This window comes from Bifidobacterium simiiventris, assembly GCF_019331715.1.
GTDB classification, from domain to species: Bacteria; Actinomycetota; Actinomycetes; order Actinomycetales; family Bifidobacteriaceae; genus Bifidobacterium; species Bifidobacterium simiiventris.
Map to the genome: position 1 here is coordinate 1 of NZ_JAHBBG010000013.1, position 18,510 is coordinate 18,510.

Here is an 18,510-nt window from a genome sequence, read left to right on the forward strand (position 1 = left end):
TTTGCGGCGGTCATGGCCCAGGTGAGACGCCCGGTCCCATTCCGAACCCGGAAGCTAAGGCCTGGCACGGCGATGGTACTGCACTCGACAGGGTGTGGGAGAGTAGCACGCCGCCGCATTTACACGTGAACATCGAGGCTTTTCGGTCGAGTACAACTCCCGAAAAGCCTCGATTCATATCTACAGCAAACCCGTAAAAGAGCCCCGAACCACGATGGTTCGGGGCTCTTCTACGTATGAGGAGAAGGATCAGTACACTGAATAGCCGCCGTCCACTTGGATGTTGGTACCCGTGATGTACGACGATGCGTCACTGGCAAGGAATAGCACGGTCGAGGCGATCTCTTCGTTCGTGCCGAATCGGTGCATCGGCACCGGCGCAATCATGAGATCATGTCCTTCCGGTGTAATCCGGCCCTCAAAAATCCCCGACCAAACGTAACCAGGCGACACCGCATTCGACCGGATCCCGTACGGCGCCAGTGCGGCCGCCAGATATCGCGCGTATTCGTAGATGCCGGCCTTCGTTGCACCATATGCGGCGACCGGCGACGGTCCGCCTCCGATGTAGTTCGCGTTATGTCCGGATAACGACGACGTGAAAATCAGTGAGCCGCCATGACCGTGTTCACGCATGATCTGCTGCGCGATCTGCGCGGTCATGTACGCGCCGGTCAGATTGATGTCGATCGTTTTCTTCCATACTTCGTACGGTTCGTCCGCGTCGTCGCCGGGCACGTTCACGCCGGCGTTGATGAACGCGATATCCACTGTTCCCAGCGAGTCGATCAGGCTCTGCTTCAGCGCAGCGACCTGCTCTCGATCGGACACATCGCAATACAGTGGTACGACGTTCACATCATACCGATCGGACAGCTCGGCGACGAGTGGCTCCAACGTGTCTTTCGTACGCGGAAGATCAACGATCGCCACGTCGGCGCCGGCCTCGGCCCAAGCTGCTGCCGTATTGCGTCCCAGACCACCTGCGCCACCGGTTACGAAGCCCTTTTTGCCGGCCAGTGAGAATCGACTCATGATGCGGTGGTCGGGATCCTTCCACTGGTCAAGAGGATATTGATCGAATACCGTTTCGTCCGTCATTGGACCTCCGTTCTGTAGAGGTACGGCATCGTTGCCGCAACCGTTATGCCGAGCGTAGCACGACGAACGATGCGGCTGGCGGCGAGAAGATGAATTCGAGCGTAATTGTCGCGCGGAATGGTCGTGGACGGTATATCGCCGGTCGCGAACCGCATGGCAAAGACGAGGGGTCGGGGTATCTTTAATAGGTTGGAATAGCTGTACGCTAACAATCGATGATTCGGAGAACAACATCATGGCTTTTGGCACCGATCCTCACCCGCAGGGACTTGCGAATCCGCCGATCGACGATCTGATGGAGCATGCTGATTCCAAGTACGCTCTGGCGATCTTCGCGGCCAAGCGAGCCCGTCAGATCAACTCCTACTTCACGCAGCTCAACGAGGGCCTGCTGCAGAACGTCGGCCCGCTGGTCGAATACCAGAACCAGGAGAAGCCGCTGTCCATCGCGTTCCGCGAGATCAACGAGGGTCTGCTTGAGGAGACGCTCGGCGAGGACGATCTGAGCGAAGGCAACTGATCGCTGGCGTCCCCGCGAATGTGGCGACGCAGCAGTCCAGTCGCCGCTAGACAGAAGACGCAAAATTATACCGTATACGCCCCATCGGTACGTCGTGCGAGAAACAATCTCCACGAAAGAGTACCGGTGGGGCGTATTATGTTGAGCTAATGGCACAGCAACGACGCGCGTGGCGGATGATGCTGGTCGAGGTGTGACTGGGCGCGCGTTCTCCGTTGCGTACACGTATGGCAAGCCATCGGATTCGATTCGCCGTGGCCGCAGGCGGGTACGAATGGGGAACGGTGCGGCATGAAGAAGGTGCGCGTATGGAACGTCGTTTGATTTCGGCCGAATCGGTGACCGAAGGGCATCCTGACAAGATCTGCGATCAGATCTCGGACGCGATTCTGGACGATCTGCTGCGGCAGGACATCCACTCGCACGTCGCCGTGGAGACCGTGGCCGGCGTGGGCCAGTTCCTGATCTTCGGCGAGGTGAACAGCGAAGGCTACTGTGAGGTGCAGCATGTGGTGCGTGACGTGGTGCGTCGCATCGGCTACACGAGCAGCGAGGTCGGCCTTGACGCCGATTCGTGCGGCGTGCTTGTCTCGATCACTGGCCAGAGCGCGGAGATTAACCAGGGCGTGTCCCGTCTGAGCCACGAACAGGAGACGGCCGCCTCCCGCGAGGAACGCTACGAGGCGCAGGGCGCCGGCGATCAGGGCGTGATGTTCGGTTACGCGACCGACGAGACCGACGTGATGATGCCGCTGCCGATCCATCTGGCGCACCGTCTCGCCTACCGTCTCGCGCAGGTGCGCAAGAGTGGTGAGGTGCCGCATCTTCGCCCGGACGGCAAGACGCAGGTCACCATCGAATACGACGAGAACGATCACGCCGTGCGTCTCGACACGGTGCTGATCTCCACGCAGCACGATCCCGAGGCCACGCACGACTGGCTGCAGGCGCAGCTCGTCGAGCATGTCATCAAGCCGGTGCTTGACGAGGTCCTCGGCGACAAGGTCGAGCATGATGACTACCGTGTGCTCGTCAACCCGACCGGTTCGTTCGTGCTCGGCGGCCCGGCAGCGGACTCGGGGCTCACCGGCCGCAAGATCATCGTCGACACGTACGGCGGCGCCGCCCACCACGGCGGCGGCGCGTTCAGCGGCAAGGACCCGAGCAAGGTCGACCGTTCCGCCGCCTACGCCGCACGCTGGGTCGCCAAGAACATCGTCGCCGCCGGGCTCGCGCATCGCGTTGAGGTGCAGGTCGCGTACGCGATCGGCGTGGCCGACCCGGTGAGCGTGAACGTCGAGACGTACGGCACCGAGATCGGCGGCGTGACCCGCGACCAGATCCAGCGTGCGGTGCGCAAGGTGTTCGATCTGCGTCCGGCCGCGATCATCGACGAACTCGACCTGCTGCGTCCGATCTACTCGAAGACCGCCGCTTACGGCCACTTCGGCCGCGAGGACAAGGACTTCACGTGGGAGCGCACCGACAAGGTCGACGAACTCAAGGCAGCGATCGCCGAGTGACGATTCCGGCTGTCGGCTCCCCGCAGGTATTTGTCGATCCGTGCGCAATCGCCGGTCAGCCGAATCGATAATTGAATGACAGACTATGGCGCCTGCCGTGACGTGTGTTCGCGGCGGGCGCTTCGCATAGTACGGACACATACGTAGCACGATGCATGCGGCTACGTAATGAATGCATATCTCGCGAAGATGTTTGCGAATACTGATGAAAGAGGCGAAAACAATCATGGGTTACGGCAAATCGATGACCGTCGGCGAGATGGTCGGTGAATTCATCCAGCCGAATCCGCTGCTGCGCGTCGAGGCGTTCGACGGATCGACGTTCGGCCCGGACACGGCCGATCTGGTCGTCAAGGTCAACAACCCGAACGCGGTCTACCAACTGCTCACTCATCCCAACGAGATCGGCGCGGTGCGCGCGTACGTGCTCGGCGACTTCGACATCAAGGGCATCGATTATGCCGATCCGTATCCGCAGCTGCGACAGCTGCTCGCGGTCGCGCCATATGTGCGTCCGCTCTCGCCGCTTGGCATCGCCAAGGTCGGCGGCGCGATCCTGAGCCACGGCTACCGCAAGCCGCCGGTGCCGAAGACCGAAGGCCCGTCGAAATTCGCACGCATCAAATCCGGTCTGCTGCCGCACACCGAAAAGGCCGACAGCGAAACCGTGAGCTTCCACTACGACCTGTCCAACAAGTTCTACCGCAACTTCCTCGGGCCGACCATGACGTACACGTGCGCTGTGTTCCCGACCGAAGACACGAGCCTGGAGGACGCGCAGCTCAACAAGATCCGTCTTGTGCTCGACAAGTTGGGATTGAAGCCCGGCGACCGGCTGCTCGACATCGGCTGCGGCTGGGGCACGCTCGTGATCGAGGCCGCCAAGCGCGGCATCAAGGCGCTCGGCGTGTCGCTGTCGAAGGAACAGATCGAGTACGGGCAGGAGTGGATCAAGCGCGAGGGACTGGAGGATCTGGCTGAGCTGCGCGTGATGGACTACCGCGACGTGCCTGAGCGTGATTTCGATGGCATCTGCTCGATCGGCATGATGGAGCACGTGGGCGTCAAGAACTACCAGAGCTACTTCGAGGAGATGTTCAAGCTTCTCAAGCCCTGCGGCCGTCTGCTCAACCACCAGATCACCATCAGTCACGACAAGCCGAACGGCAAGCCCGGCACCGACGAGTTCCTCGACCGATACATCTTCCCCGACGGCGACCTCGGCGCGCCCGGATTCATCGAGTCGTGCATCCACGATGCCGGCTTCAACGTGGTGCATCAGGAGAACCTGCGTCAGCACTATGCGCTCACACTGCACCATTGGAACCACAACCTCGCCGCGCACTGGGACGAGGCCGTGGCCGAGGTCGGATTCGAGCGGGCGAAGGTGTGGGGCCTGTATATGGCCGCGTGCGCGCTGAACTTCGAGCTCGACGGCATTCAGGTGCACCAGTTCCTTGCGGTCAAGCCGGATCGCGTGGGGCACCCGGACGGTAAGTGGTATCCGCTGCGCCCGTGGTGGAAGGCGTGAGCGGCGCTGCGTGAGGCGTGATACCGACACGGTATCGGTGGGGTGTGTCTGGTCATGCGATGGAATTGGCGCGATTCAATCCGCCGCGTAACCAGACGGCAAGCACTGCTTGTGGTAAACAATGAGGTATGACTTCCGAGCATGCCGAACAGTTGACGCTTGACGGGTTCGCAGACCCCAAGCGTCGTCGGCATGCGCAGAAGGCGAAGATTCCCGCCGTCGAGAGCCCGATCGCGCAGGTCGTGCTCGATGTGCAGGCCACGCATCTGGGACGCACGTTTGACTATCTCATTGAAGAAAGCCAATCCGAGGCCGCGCAGCCCGGCGTAATGGTACGCGTGCGATTCGGCGGGCAACGGCTCGACGGCATCATCTGGAACCGTGCGGCTCACAGCGAGACTCCCTCGTCATCGTTGCGCTATCTCGAACGGGTACTTACGCCGTCTGCGCTTGTTTCGGCCGCGATGCGCCGCGACATTACGCTGATCGCCGACGCGTACGGCGGCACCCGCGCGAACATCCTGCGTTTGGCGGTTCCCGCGCGCGTGGCCCGCATCGACAAGGAACAGCAGCTTGCCGAATCCGGCGTATGGCAGGGACGTACGCGATTCTCGGAAGCGCAGGAGCGGGCGCGTGATACCGGATTCGCGCGGTTCCGGCAATCCTACGATGGCGCGGAGCGTTTGCGATCCGCATTGACCGGCAGCGGGTTCGCGTCGTTCGTGGTGGATGCGTTGCCGGGGGCGTTGTGTTGGACCCGTGACGTCGCTTGGATGATGCTTGAGACGATGCTCGCCGGGAAATCGGCGGTCGTTGTTCTGCCGACCGCGCGTGAGGTCGGGGATCTTGAGCAAACGTTGTCGTCATGTGGATTGCGCAGGTTCGCACCCGATCAAGCAGCGCATGGCGGATATCGTGGCGATTTCGTGGTGCTTGACGCGGGGGCTCTGCCTCCGGCCGAACGGTATCGCGCATACCGTGCGGTATCGAGCGGACAGGTTCGCTGCGTGATCGGCGTGCGTTCGGCCATGTACGCGCCGGTCGAAGGGCCGGCATTGTTCATGATCGTTGACGATCTCGCCTATCAGAACATGGATGGGTTCATGCCGTACCCGAACGCCCGTGGCGTGCTGCGTCTGCGGGCCAAGACGCATGGCGGCGTATTCGTCAGTATTGCGAACGTGCGCAGTCCGATCAGCCAATGGGAGACGAATGGCGACGGCGACCCGAGCGTGGTGAGGGAGACCCCGGTCAGTGGATTCTCGTCGCCGATTCGGCCTCTGCCGGCCGTTGTCAAAGAGCACAGTCCGTGGATACGATGGCTGAACCGAGACGAGCTGGCGCGTCTCGCTGATCCGAGCATCGGCGCGCGCGTGCCGCATACCGCGGTGCGTATCCTGTCTGCGGCATTGTCTTCCGGGCCGGTGCTGTTGTCGATCCCCGCCGACGGCATCACGGAGTCGCTCAGTTGCGGGCATTGCCATCGTCAGGCACGATGCCCACGTTGCACCGGCCCTCTGGAACGGGTCGCCGAATGGCACGCGTCCGATCGGCCAACGGTCGGGAACACGCATTCCGGAATGGCGTCCACAACGCGGCAGTCGGCCGGCGTGAGATGCCGATGGTGCGGCGCCGCCGTCGTCAACTGGACATGCCCGAGCTGCGGCAATGACCGGTTGCGTGTCGTGCGGGTCGGCGCAGCCGGCACATCGCAGGAACTGGCCGGCCTGTTCCGGGGCGTGCCGATCGTGGTCTCGTCGCGCAGTCAGCCTCGGGGCGTCGTCGAAACGGTTGCCGGAACGCCGCAGATCGTCATCGCCACTCCGGGATGCGAACCGCGCGTGGCATCCTCGGATGGCGTTCCCGGCGAATACCGTGCGGTCGCGATCCTCGACGCGTGGAACAGTCTGTATGCGCCCGGCGTGGATGCGCGCTGCGACGTGCTCGCCGCATGGATGCGATCGATGGCATTGTGCGCTCCGCGGTCGCGCGGCGGGCAAGGACTGCTGATCGGCGAAACCGATCCGGTGATTGCGCGATCGCTGATGCTGTGGAATACCACGCTGTTGGCATCCAAGGAAGTCGAGGAGCGTGTCGAGACGGGTCTGCCGCCGGCGTATGCCGCCGCCTGTGTGTGGGGCAGACGGGATGCGGTGATGAATACGTTGTCCGCGATCGGCGTGCTGTCCGGAGACTGGTCGTCGGTGGACGATCTGCCGGCGGTGCTGGGGCCGGTGCCGATACCGCAACCGGCGACCATCAGCGAGCGGGAACTGGCCAGCACTGCGGACCGGGTCAAGGCGGTGGTGCGCGTCTCGCAGTCGCATCGCGCCGAATTGGCGATTCGGCTGCGCAACGCCGTCGCCAAGCATGTGGCGACACGCGAGGCAGGGGAGCTGCGGTTCCGGCTTGACCCGAAGGATCTGATCTGACACGTCGCGCATCGTCGGCGCGGCATGGGACGATAGCGTAGACAGCCGTGGCGTATCGTACGGAACGGAGGAGCATATGAAGGGTTGGCCGGGAGAACCGGACATGGAACATGACGTGCTGATGGCGGACGGCAACGCCGTATCGGCCGCGGGCAAGCCGATCACCGACGTGATCTTCGACTTCGGCAACGTGCTGATCTACTGGGATCCGTCCGCAGCACTGATCGCCCGATATGATCAGGAGACGATCGACCGCTTCCTCGACAACGACGTTTCCGGATTCTACGACGCGAACGACATGATGGACGGGGGCGAGGAGCCTGAAGTCGCGATTGCGTGGATGCGCGAGCATCACGGCGACCAGTGGGCCGACATCCTGCGCTACTACATCGACAACTTCGAGGATTCACTGACCGGCATCGTGCCGGGCATGCGCGTGCTGGTGGACGATCTGAAGGCGGCCGGAATCGGCGTATGGGGATTGTCGAACTGGGAGAAGAACCTGTTCCACTGCGCCGAGGAGAACTGCAAGATCCTACAGCGGCTCGACGGCAAGCTCGTGTCGGGATTCGTCAAGCTGCGCAAGCCGCACCGCGACATCTATGATGAGGCGCTTCGTCGGTTCGGCATCGAGGCGGCCGGCAGCGTGTTCGTGGACGACAAGGCCATGAACATCGTCGGAGCGAACGAGGCCGGTATTCGTGGCATCCGGTTCTCCGATTCGCGCAAGCTGCGTGAGATCCTCATCGCGCAGGGTGTGAACATCCCTGGCGTGCAGAGCGTGCAGTGACCGTATCGTTTGCGGGAATCGCATGATCGGCTGCTCCGGGTTTTTGCCGGAGCATCGTTGAATCGTCAATGAGATCGTATGCCGGTGCGTTCGTTTGCGCACCCTTGGCCGGCCTCTGCCGGCTGTTATCTGATCGGGAATCAAGGAGAACATCCGTATGCTGAAGATTCTGTTTGCCGGTACGCCGGACGTGGCCGTGCCGTCGCTGCGCGCGCTGGCCGCCGACACCGAACATGTCGAGATCGTGGCCGTACTGACACGCCCGGACGCGCCGACCGGCCGTGGGCGCAAGCTCACGCCCAGCCCGGTCAAGCAGGCCGCGCTTGAACTCGACCTGCCGGTAATCGAATCCGATCCGTCCGAGGATTGCTTCATCAGCGAGTTGATCGCCACCGGTGCGCAGGCCGCCGCGGTCGTCGCCTATGGCAAGATCCTCAAGGAATCCGTGCTCGATGCGCTGCCGCTCGGCTGGTACAACCTGCACTTCTCCATGCTGCCCAAGTGGCGTGGGGCGGCACCTGCGCAGCGTGCCATATGGGCCGGTGACCAGTCCACCGGCGTAACCGTGTTCCGCATCACGCGCGGCATGGACGCAGGTCCGGTTGTCTCCCAGCTGGAAACCGAGATCGGCAAGCATGAGACGGCCGGCGAACTGCTCGACCGTCTGGCGCAGGTCGGCTCGAACGTTCTGGTGCGTGCGATGGAGGCCGTGGAGGCGGGCCGCGCGGCAGCCGTGCCGCAGCAGGAGGGCGAGTACGCGAAGGCCGAGAAGATCACGGTCGATAGCGCGCATATCGTGTTCGAGGCGCCGGTTCATGACGTTGACTGCCAGATTCGCGCGTGCACGCCGAATCCGGGCGCATGGTGCGAACTGCACGCCGATGATGCGGACGGCGCTGAGCCGACGACCTTGCACGTGCTGCGCGCGCAGCCGGCCGACATGGATCATCCGCATGTGCCGGCGGAGCTGGCCCCCGGCGTGATCGCTGCCGGCAAGAAGAACGTGTGGATCGGCACGCTGTCCGACCCGCTGGAACTGCTCGAGGTCAAGGCGCAGGGTAAAAAGGCCATGCGCGCCGCCGACTGGGCGCGTGGTGCCCGCCTTGCTCCTGGCGCCTACTGCGCGTAACGGACGTTCGAATCCTTTCTAACGGAAAGCGGACGCTGACGGGGCGTTCTGCGTCCGCTTTCCGTTAGACGACGGATTTCCTAGAGGAAAACGGACGCAGAAAGAGCGTTCTGCGTCCGTTTGTCGATAGGATCGGGCTTCTTCTGGAGGGAAACGGACGCAAATGCGTCAGGCTCGCAGGAGGGGGAGGACCTGGGTGAGGTCGCGTTCGTTGATGGCGTGATGGGCGGCAAGCTGGGTCTTCGGTTTCGCACAGAACGCGATGCCGAGACCGGCCGCCTGAATCATCGGGATGTCATTTGCACCGTCGCCCACGGCCACGGTCTGGGCCATCGGCACGCCGTCGCGCTTCGCCCACGCCTGCAACGCGTGCAGCTTCACCGTCTTGCACACGATGTCACCGACCACCTGCCCGGTCAGTACCCCATCGGCGACCTCCAGCCGGTTCGCCAGCCAGTAATCGATCTTCGCGTCGGCCGCCAGTCGGTCCACCACCTCGTGGAATCCGCCCGACACCACGCCGATCTTCCAGCCGTGCACATGCAGCTCGTCGATCAACTCGAGCGCGCCGCAAGTGAAATGCAGCGACTCGTACACCGTATCGAATACCGAAACCGGCAGTCCACGCAGCAACGCGACCCGCGCGCGCAACGCCTCGCAGAACTCCAGTTCGCCGCGCATCGCACGTTCCGTCACCGCGGCGATCTCGTCACCGCAGCCGGCCGCCTCGCCCAACTGGTCGATGACCTCCTCGTCGATCAGCGTCGAATCGACATCCATCACCAGCAAACCGGGCGCGGACAAGGTCGGCGTGTCAAGATCCTGCAATGTTTCGTCAAGCATACGTTCGATTGTCGAAAAACGTTGGGACAATGACCCCTATGACTTTTTTCGCGACCACGCTGCCGACCGTCACCCTCGCCGCCAACGACATCGCCGTGTGCACGACCGGCGAAACCGGACTGATCGGCGCGATCACGGACTGGCTTGTCGGCCTTATGGAAACGGTAGGCGGCATCGGCGTGGCATTCGCCATCGCGCTCGAATCGATCTTCCCGCCCATTCCCAGTGAAGTGATCCTCCCGCTCGCCGGATTCACGGCCGCTCGCGGCACGCTGAACTTGGCCGAGGCGATTATCTGGGCGACCGTCGGCTCGTTGCTCGGCGCGTGGGCGTTGTATGGCATCTCGCGCTGGGTCGGGCTGCATCGTATCCATCGTGCGGCCGACGTGATTCCCGGAGTCAGTCGCAAGGACGTGAACAAGGCCAACGACTGGTTCACCCGATACGGCACATGGTCGGTGCTTATCGGCCGCGTGATCCCGGTTGTGCGCTCGCTGATCTCGATCCCGGCAGGATTCAACCGCATGAACTTCGCGCAGTTCACCGGCTGGACGCTGCTCGGCTCGGCTGTGTGGAACACGATCCTCGTGTCGACCGGCTACCTGCTCGGCGACCAGTGGTGCTCGATCCTTGGCGTGCTCGGCGTGTTCGAAGATGTGGTGATCGTCGCTTTCATCGTGGTCATCGCGGTGCTTGCCGTGCGCAAGATCCGTAGCATGATGGCAGCGAAGAAGAACCGATAGGAACCGAAAGACAAGCGAGGCATACGATGGGCGAAGAGCGCAGCGCCGAGGAGCTGGCCGAATTGAACGACCGGCTGATGGAGAAGAACCATGCGCTCGCCCAGGCACTGACTCGCGCGAGCAAAGAACTGACGAAGGCCAAGTCGCAGCTTGCGCAGCTTGCCCAGCCGCCGCTCACGTTTGCCACGATGATCCGCGTCGACTCCGTACATACCGACGACGACGGCATCCAGCATGCCTCCGCCGAAGTGCTTTCCGGCACGCGCCGCATGGTCGTGCCCGTCGCCGCCAACGTCAACGCGTCACGGCTTGCGGCCGGCAACACGGTCATGCTCAACGAGAACATGGTGCTGGTCGAACAGCGCGGCCCGGATACGCTCGGCGCGGTGCGCACCGTCAAGGAACCGCTTACCGACGGCCGTCTGCTTGTCGTGGACGCATCCGGCAACCCTCGGCTGATCCGGCGTGCCAGCGCGCTCGCATCCGTCGCGATCAATCCCGCCGACCGCGTGGTCGTGGACAATGCGGACCGCATCGCGCTCGAAGTATTGCCCGAAACCGACGATGCGGATCTCGTGCTCGAAGAGACTCCGGACGTCACATTCGCGGACATCGGCGGCCTCGACGAGCAGATCGAACGCATCCGCGACGCGGTGCAGCTTCCGTTCCTGCACCGCGCGCTGTTCGAACGCTACGATTTGACCCCGCCGAAGGGCGTGCTGCTGTACGGCCCTCCCGGCAACGGCAAGACGCTCATTGCCAAGGCTGTCGCGCATGCGCTCGCGGACGGCTCTGGTAACGGTTCGGGCGTGTTCCTGTCGGTCAAGGGGCCGGAGTTGCTGAACAAGTTCGTCGGAGAATCCGAGCGACTCGTGCGCATGATCTTCAAACGAGCCCGCGAACGCGCCGCCGACGGTCGGCCGGTCATCGTGTTCATCGACGAGATGGATTCGCTGCTGCGCACGCGCGGCTCCGGCGTCTCGTCGGACGTGGAGACGACGATTGTGCCGCAGTTCCTGGCTGAATTGGATGGCGTGGAACGGCTCGACAATGTAATGGTGATCGGCGCTTCGAATCGCATCGACATGATCGACCCGGCTGTGTTGCGACCGGGACGGCTGGACGTGAAGATTCATGTGGAACGGCCGGGAGCGGCCGGTGCGGTGTCGATCGTGCGGCATTACCTGACCGATGACCTGCCGCTCGAACCGGGCACGGACGCGGAATCGTTGACGCGTGTGCTGGTGCAGAATATCTACGATCGGTCCGAACGGCGGCATCTATGCGATCTATACAATGATCAGGGCGTCTGGTCGGCGCTGTTCCTGGCCGACGTGGCGTCCGGCGCGATGCTCAAGAACATCGTGGACCGGGCGAAGACGAAGGCGGTCAAGGCTTCGATCGAATCCGGTTCGCCGGTCGCGCTGGATGCGGCGATGCTGGGGGATGCGGTCGAGGACGAGTTCGCGGAGACGCGCGATTCGGTGCTGGATGCGGATCCCGAACAGTGGAGCCGGATTAACGGGCTGGACGCTGGGCGCGTGGTGCGCATTCGTGCGGTGGCGGTGTGAGGGAGTGCGAGGTCCTTGCGTGTTCCCGTTCGTCATGATGGCATCCCGTGTACGATCTCTTAGTCAATCTGCGATTGATAGCTCTCTCGGCCGAGGGAGTCGGGGCATAAGGTGTCGGCTTGATTGAGTACTTTGGAACCTATGAGTTCCAAAGCACTTCGTATGTCTACCCTGTTCCTGCGCACGCTGCGCGAGGATCCCGCCGACGCGGACGTCGATTCCGCGAAACTGCTGCAGCGAGCCGGCTACATCCGCAAGGCCGCGCCCGGCATCTGGACGTGGCTGCCGCTCGGCCTGCGTGTTCTGAACAAGATCGAGGAGATCATCCGCGAGGAGATGAACGGCATCGGCGCGCAGGAGGTGCACTTCCCGGCGCTGCTGCCGCGCGAACCGTACGAGGCCACCCACCGCTGGGAGGAGTACGGCGACAACATCTTCCGTCTCAAGGACCGTCATCAGGCCGACTACCTGCTCGCGCCGACGCACGAGGAGATGTTCACGCTGCTCGTCAAGGACATGTACTCGTCGTACAAGGACCTGCCGGTCGTGCTCTACCAGATCCAGACCAAGTACCGTGACGAGTTCCGCCCGCGCGCCGGCCTGATCCGCGGCCGCGAGTTCGTGATGAAGGACGCCTACTCGTTCAACGTGGACGAGGAAGGCATGCGCAAGGCGTACATGGACGAGCGCGGCGCGTACGAGCGCGTGTTCCAGCGCATCGGCCTCAAGTACGTGCCGGTGTTCGCGATGTCCGGCCCGATGGGCGGCTCCGCGTCCGAGGAGTTCCTGGCGCCGATGCCGATCGGCGAGGACACGTTCGCGCTGGCACCCTCCGGCAAGGCATGGAACGTCGAGGCGCTGCACACGCCCGAACTGCCCGAGATCGATGCTTCCTCCACCCCGGCAGCTTCCAAGGAGCCGACGCCGGACGCGAAGACCATCGACAAGATGATCGAACGCGCCAACGCCGACCATCCGCGTACGGACGGCCGTTCTTGGGAGGCGTCCGACATCCTGAAGAACGTGGTGATCGCCGTCAAGCACCCGGAGGATGCGGAGCACGACGAGCCGTGGCGCGAGATCATCGTCGTCGGCGTGCCGGGCGACCGTACGGTCGACATGAAGCGTCTCGAGGCGCAGTTCGCGCCCGCCGAGCTGGAAGAGGCCACCGAAGAGGATCTCAAGGCGCATCCGGAACTGGTGCCGGGGTACATCGGACCGATGGTGCTGGGGCCGCAGGGCCCGGCAGCCGGCGTCAAGGAACCGCTGCGCTACCTTGTGGACGCGCATGTGGTCAAAGGCTCCGCATGGTTCACCGGTGCCGACGAGCATGAGGTCGACTACTACAACCTCGTCTACGGCCGTGATTTCCAGGCCGACGGCGTGGTGGAGGCCGTCGAGGTGCGCCACGGCGACATGAGCCCGGACGGTTCCGGCCCGTTGAGCTTCGAGCGCGGTGTGGAGATCGGCCAGGTGTTCCAGCTCGGCCTCAAGTACTCCAAGGCGCTGGATCTGAAGGTGCTCGACCAGAACGGCAAGACCGTGCCGGTGTGGATGGGCTGCTACGGCATCGGCGTGTCCCGTGTGCTCGCGTGCGTGGCTGAAACGCATCACGATGAGAAGGGCCTTGCATGGCCGTCCGTGATCGCGCCGGCCCAGGTGCACGTCGTGGCCACCGGCAAGGATGCGGCTGCGTTCGAGGCCGCCGAGCAGCTCGTCGCCGATCTTGAGGAACGCGGCGTCGAGGTTATCTACGACGACCGTAAGAAGGTGTCTCCGGGCGTCAAGTTCAAGGACGCCGAGCTGATCGGCGTGCCGCTGATCGCCGTCGCGGGCCGTGACACGGTCAACAACGGCACGATCGAGGTGCGCGACCGCAACGGCGAGAACTCGGTCGCCGTTCCGGTCGCCGACGCCGTCTCCGCGATCGTCGACCGTCTGTGACGTCTATCGCACGGTTCTGACGCCGGTTTATCCGACTATCTGATGCCGAGAGGCCCTCTTCCATGCGGAGGAGGGCCTCTCGCGTTCAGGACGCAGGGTTTCCTGGATCGAGGCCAGAGACTTTGCGGTGTATTCGTTGCTCCCGGGCATACGGCCGGATCGGCATGCGAAAATGGCCGTAAGCCCGGGAGGGAGGGGGGCGGCAGCATGGCGAACAGCTTGGTGTGGAGTTGAGTGTGCTGAATCATAAGCCCGGGAACGGAAGAGGCGGCGCGATGAACGGCACGGGTGGATCGGGTTATCCACAATGTGTATGCATATCGGAGCATCGGACTCTGTACGGCAATGGTGGGGCAATCGATTGATGTGGATAATTCGACGAATTGCACACATCGAGTTATCCACAACACGCCCGAACCCTGAGGCTGCGTCCACAGTCCCCGAAAAGCGTCCGATCGCCGCGCCGCATACGGCATAGTGGTGTTCACCGCGTGGATCACAGTGCGGGTCGACGATAGGAACGCCGTCTCTCTCCACCTCCACTCTCCACATATCAGGCGTTCCGGGCAGGTCTCCGCACTGTGATTCGCGCAGTCCACTTCAGTTCCGCTTCAGCGATGAAAGGACCGATCATGGCACTGCAACAAGGACAGATCACCATCACCGGCCGCGTAGGCAGTAATCCGCAAGGGCACGGCAACGGCAGTCCGCCCACCATCTGCACGTTCCGGCTCGGCAGCACGCGCGGTTACTACGACGCCAGCCGGAAGTGGCGCTCGCTGCCGACCACGTGGATCACCGTGAAAGCGTACCGCACGCTGGCGGCCAATGTGCATGCCTCGGTGCGCACCGGCGATCCGATCATCGTCGTCGGCGTGCTCGCCACGGAGGAATGGTCCTCCGAGAACGGGGAGAAGCGTTCGCGCATCGTCATCGAGGCCAGCAATGTAGGGCATGACCTCAACTACGGCATGACCAGGCCGAGCGCGGGCAAACGTGAAAGCGGCGGTGAAACTGGAGCAGGGGCTGGCGGCGGCAATGGAGGTCAAGGTGCGGTGGACGCCGCTACCGGTGTGAACGGTGCGGTCGCCGGTTCCGTGCCTGAACCGGTAAGTCTATTGGCCAACGACCCCTATCGAGGCTCCAATGCGCAGGTGAATATGCCGGCCAACGGTGGTGCCTCGGCGGCTACTGGCGCGTCGGATTGCGGGGCGGCGGTCGTGGGTGGCGTAGATGGAGATGCTGCACGGTCTGCGTCCGTCGGTTCGGCGGGCGATGCTGATGGCAATGATGGCCAAGCGCCTGACGCCCGCCAGTACACCAACGGTTTTGCTCAACCTGTGCAGGATGCGGATGGGTCTGGCGATGCGGTTCCTCCGCCCAACGAACCGCCGGGAGATGAATTCGGCGCCGGCGAATTCTAACGGCGTGCCGAAGCGTGTGTGAGCCTGTTGATGATATTGGTGACGTTTGACGTTACTAACGTAAAGCGGTAGTATCATGTTTATTGCGACGAGAGACAAGGAGCTAGAAGAATTTCTCTATGGCGGACCATATCCGAGAGAGTATCCGACCGGTTGCGAACGGCAGTTGGCCCGCCGTTTGCAGATGCTGAAAGCAGCTCAGTCACTGCGTGATCTTGCGGTACCTCCCGCCAACCGACTCGAACGATTGTCCGGGAACCTGTCGGGGTATTGGAGCATTCGGGTCAATCGTCAGTATCGACTTGTTTTTCGTTGGAACGACAAGGACAAGGAGGCGTATGATGTCTATTTCGACGACTACCACGATTGAGGACGACGGCCGTGTGCTCAGCACTCCGGGAGAGATTCTTAAAGAAGAATTCCTTGAGCCGTTGGGCATCAGCAACTATCGGCTGGCCAAAACTATAGGCGTGTCGGAGACTGCGGTCGGTGAAATCGTCCGTGGCGAGCGTCGGATCAGCGTGGCGATGGCGTATCGACTTGCGCGTGCGCTCGGCACGACTCCTGAATTCTGGATGAATCTGCAGCGCGACTGGGATGTATATACCTTTGACGCCAGTTGTCTGGGCGATATACAGCCTCTGGTCAAGGCGTAACAGTAGGGGGTGCGCCGAACGGTGTACGAGCGGCGCACCCCCTACTGTTCAGGATGCTGTTTTGCAACGAACGACGTCTTGAGGCGTCGCCGAGTAGTGCATCACCAGATGGAGACGCGCTGCTCGGGGGCGAGCCACATGCCGTCGCCCTCGTGCACGCCGAACGCCGTGTAGAACAGGTTCACGTTGCGTACGATGCCGTTGGTGCGGCATTCGGCAGGGGAGTGCGGGTCGATCTGCAGATACTGCTCGGCCAATTCGTCGCGGTTCTTGGAACGCCAGATTGAGGCGTAGCTCAGGAAGAAACGCTGCAGACCGGTAAAGCCGTCCATGACTGGCGCGGTGTCCAGCGCGGCCTTGATGCCTGCCGGCGAACCGTCCTTCTCGCGTCCTGCGGCCGCGTCGAGCGCGAACGCATACGCCTTGAGCGCGATGTTCACACCGCCCAGATCGCCGATGTTCTCGCCGATCGTCAGCGCGCCGTTGACGTGCGGGGCCTTGCTCGGGTCGTCTGCGTACTTCTCGGCCAGCTGCGTCGGCACGAACGCGTTGTACTGCTCGATAAGCGCCTTGGTGCGCTTCTCGAAGTTCGCACGATCCTCCGCGGTCCACCAGTTATGCAGCGCGCCGTCGCCGTCGAACTGCGAGCCCTGATCGTCGAAGCCGTGGCCGATCTCGTGGCCGATCACCGCGCCGATGCCGCCGTAGTTAGCCGCATCGTCGGCTTCGGGGTTGAAGAACGGCGGCTGCAGGATCGCGGCCGGGAACACGATGACGTTCGTGCTCGGATCGTAGTAGGCGTTGACGGTCTGCGGGTTCATGCCCCACTCGCCCTTGTCGACCGGCTTGCCGGCCTTGGCGAGCTGGTAGCCGTTCTCATACAGGCTGGCCGCGGCCATATTCTCGATGAGTGTGGCGTCCTCGCGCACGTCGAGCGCGCTGTAATCGCGCCAACGTTCGGTGTAGCCGATCATCGGCGTGAACTTGGACAGCTTCTCGAGCGCCTTGGCCTTGGTGTCCTCGCCCAGCCAGTCGCTGCCGCTGATCGACACGCGGTACGCGTCGATCAGGTTCGCGACGAGCTGCTGCATGCGCTGCTTAGAGCTTTCCGGGAAGTGACGGCGCACGTACTCGCGGCCAACGTCCTCGCCGCACACGCCGTTGACCAGCGACACGGCGCGCTTCCAGCGGTCGCGCTGCGCCTTCGCGCCCGAGAGCACCTTGCCGTAGAAGTCGAAGTTCGTCTCGTCGAAGGTCTTGCTCAGGTAGGCGGCCGCGCCGATAATCGTGTGCACACGCGCCCACAGCTTGAGATCATCCAGATCGGCGGCATCCCAGAACTGGTCGAAGCCGGTCAGGAAGCTCGGCTCGTGCACGATGGTGTGGCTCACCGCAGCGCTCATGTCCACGGGCTGGAACTTCGCCGCGGCTGAAGTCTGGTCGTACGCCTGCTGCCAGGCATCGACCCACGCTGCGATGTCGAAGTGCGCGAGCTCTCCGCTCAGCGTGTCGAAATCGGTGGGATTGTTGGTCTTCTGCGGGTCACGCGTGGTCACGTTGTCCCAGTGATGCGCGGCGATGCGCGTCTCGACGTCGAGGAAACGCTCGGCCTGTGTCTGCGCGCTATCGCGGTCGCCGTAACCGGCGTTGGCGAGCTGCTTGGCGACCATCTCGACATACGCCTCGCGCACCGGCTGGTAACGGTCCTCGCGGTAGTACGCCTCATCCGGCAGTCCCAGACCGGACTGCTCGACGTGCACGGCGTTGATCGTCGGATCGTCCGGATCGCCGTAGATGCCGAAGGCGAACGGGCTGGTCGTTGCGCCGGACGGATCATACTGGCCGAGCACGCGGGTCAGTGCAGCCTTGTCGGCGGCGTTGTCGATCGCGTCGAGCACCGGCTTGAGCGGTGCGATGCCGGCCTGCTCGATCGCGTCGGTGTCGAGGAAGGAACGGTACAGCGCGCGGGACTTGACGGCCGGGCAGTCGTCGTCCTCAAGAATCTCGCGGATCTGGTTCTCGGCATCCTCGGCGAGCTTGTCGAACGAGCCATAGCGGGCCTTGTCGTCGGGCAGACGGTAGGTGTCGATCCACGGGCCGTTCACGTAACGGAACAGGTCGTCGGACGGTTTGATGACGGAGGAAAACGCGGCCGGATCAAGGCCGGAGGTCAGAGTTGTAGTCATACCGCCCAGCCTATTCGTGTTAAGTGACAAGCCGGGTCGGGGGTGATTGTCGAGTCTGTGTGTCGGGTGGTTCACCTCCTCAGTCAGCTTTGCTGACAGCTCTCCCTTCAGAGGGGG

The 18,510-nt window shown here is 63.1% G+C and carries 15 protein-coding genes and 1 rRNA gene; 13 read left to right on the forward strand and 3 right to left on the reverse strand.

Translation table 11 applies throughout. The annotated features are described in order from the left end of the window. Nucleotides 1–2 precede the first annotated feature (2 nt). Nucleotides 3–119: ribosomal RNA gene (gene rrf, locus KIH76_RS09900) — 5S ribosomal RNA — on the forward strand. Nucleotides 120–249: 130 nt separating this feature from the next. On the opposite strand, the gene KIH76_RS09905 is transcribed toward rrf, so the two are convergent. Beyond that, nucleotides 250–1,101 carry an SDR family NAD(P)-dependent oxidoreductase gene (locus KIH76_RS09905; protein ID WP_214373154.1) on the reverse strand — a complete coding sequence of 284 codons (852 nt, stop codon included), beginning with the start codon at nt 1,099–1,101 and terminating at the stop codon, nt 250–252. 235 nt (nt 1,102–1,336) lie between these two features. Here KIH76_RS09905 and rpoZ point away from each other — a divergent pair, with 235 nt between their 5' ends. From rpoZ to fmt, 6 genes are all read left to right on the forward strand, one after another. Then, entirely contained in the window at nt 1,337–1,621 is a 285-nt protein-coding gene (gene rpoZ, locus KIH76_RS09910; RefSeq protein ID WP_163229016.1) for a DNA-directed RNA polymerase subunit omega, read from the forward strand. 308 nt (nt 1,622–1,929) lie between these two features. Then, a complete protein-coding gene (metK, locus tag KIH76_RS09915; protein WP_214373155.1) occupies nt 1,930–3,144 on the forward strand; it encodes a methionine adenosyltransferase in 1,215 nt (404 codons plus the stop codon). A gap of 226 nt (nt 3,145–3,370) precedes the next feature. Beyond that, on the forward strand, nt 3,371–4,675 hold the full coding sequence (locus KIH76_RS09920) for a class I SAM-dependent methyltransferase (RefSeq protein ID WP_214373156.1): 1,305 nt from the start codon (nt 3,371–3,373) through the stop codon (nt 4,673–4,675). A 128-nt stretch (nt 4,676–4,803) separates the two neighbouring features. Then, nucleotides 4,804–7,107 carry a primosomal protein N' gene (locus KIH76_RS09925; protein ID WP_219070531.1) on the forward strand — a complete coding sequence of 768 codons (2,304 nt, stop codon included), beginning with the start codon at nt 4,804–4,806 and terminating at the stop codon, nt 7,105–7,107. Between the two features lie 76 nt (nt 7,108–7,183). After that, nucleotides 7,184–7,897 (forward strand): HAD family hydrolase, encoded by a 714-nt coding sequence (locus KIH76_RS09930; RefSeq protein ID WP_214373158.1) that lies wholly within the window; start codon nt 7,184–7,186, stop codon nt 7,895–7,897. A gap of 157 nt (nt 7,898–8,054) precedes the next feature. Continuing rightward, nucleotides 8,055–9,026 (forward strand): methionyl-tRNA formyltransferase, encoded by a 972-nt coding sequence (gene fmt / locus KIH76_RS09935; RefSeq protein ID WP_214373159.1) that lies wholly within the window; start codon nt 8,055–8,057, stop codon nt 9,024–9,026. Nucleotides 9,027–9,194: 168 nt separating this feature from the next. Here the strand turns inward: fmt and serB are convergent, their stop codons facing one another. Beyond that, on the reverse strand, nt 9,195–9,869 hold the full coding sequence (serB, locus tag KIH76_RS09940; protein ID WP_219070533.1) for a phosphoserine phosphatase SerB: 675 nt from the start codon (nt 9,867–9,869) through the stop codon (nt 9,195–9,197). Nucleotides 9,870–9,907: 38 nt separating this feature from the next. Between serB and KIH76_RS09945 the strand changes: the two genes are divergently transcribed. From KIH76_RS09945 to KIH76_RS09970, 6 genes are all read left to right on the forward strand, one after another. Beyond that, the gene (locus KIH76_RS09945) at nt 9,908–10,612 is read left to right on the forward strand and encodes a DedA family protein (protein ID WP_219070535.1); all 705 of its coding nucleotides are present in this window, start codon (nt 9,908–9,910) and stop codon (nt 10,610–10,612) included. A 26-nt stretch (nt 10,613–10,638) separates the two neighbouring features. After that, the gene (gene arc / locus KIH76_RS09950) at nt 10,639–12,183 is read left to right on the forward strand and encodes a proteasome ATPase (RefSeq protein ID WP_219070537.1); all 1,545 of its coding nucleotides are present in this window, start codon (nt 10,639–10,641) and stop codon (nt 12,181–12,183) included. Between the two features lie 141 nt (nt 12,184–12,324). Further along, nucleotides 12,325–14,127, forward strand: a complete 1,803-nt coding sequence (locus tag KIH76_RS09955; RefSeq protein ID WP_214373163.1) for a proline--tRNA ligase — start codon at nt 12,325–12,327, stop codon at nt 14,125–14,127. 632 nt (nt 14,128–14,759) lie between these two features. Further along, nucleotides 14,760–15,551, forward strand: a complete 792-nt coding sequence (locus KIH76_RS09960) for a single-stranded DNA-binding protein (protein ID WP_236036967.1) — start codon at nt 14,760–14,762, stop codon at nt 15,549–15,551. A gap of 76 nt (nt 15,552–15,627) precedes the next feature. After that, on the forward strand, nt 15,628–15,921 hold the full coding sequence (locus tag KIH76_RS09965) for a type II toxin-antitoxin system RelE/ParE family toxin (RefSeq protein WP_214373165.1): 294 nt from the start codon (nt 15,628–15,630) through the stop codon (nt 15,919–15,921). Then, nucleotides 15,890–16,207, forward strand: a complete 318-nt coding sequence (locus KIH76_RS09970; RefSeq protein WP_236036968.1) for a HigA family addiction module antitoxin — start codon at nt 15,890–15,892, stop codon at nt 16,205–16,207. Before KIH76_RS09965 ends, KIH76_RS09970 begins: the two co-directional genes overlap by 32 nt. A 101-nt stretch (nt 16,208–16,308) precedes the next feature. Here KIH76_RS09970 and KIH76_RS09975 read toward each other — a convergent pair whose 3' ends face one another. Further along, entirely contained in the window at nt 16,309–18,393 is a 2,085-nt protein-coding gene (locus KIH76_RS09975; protein ID WP_219070539.1) for a M13 family metallopeptidase, read from the reverse strand. Between the last annotated feature and the right edge of the window lie 117 nt (nt 18,394–18,510).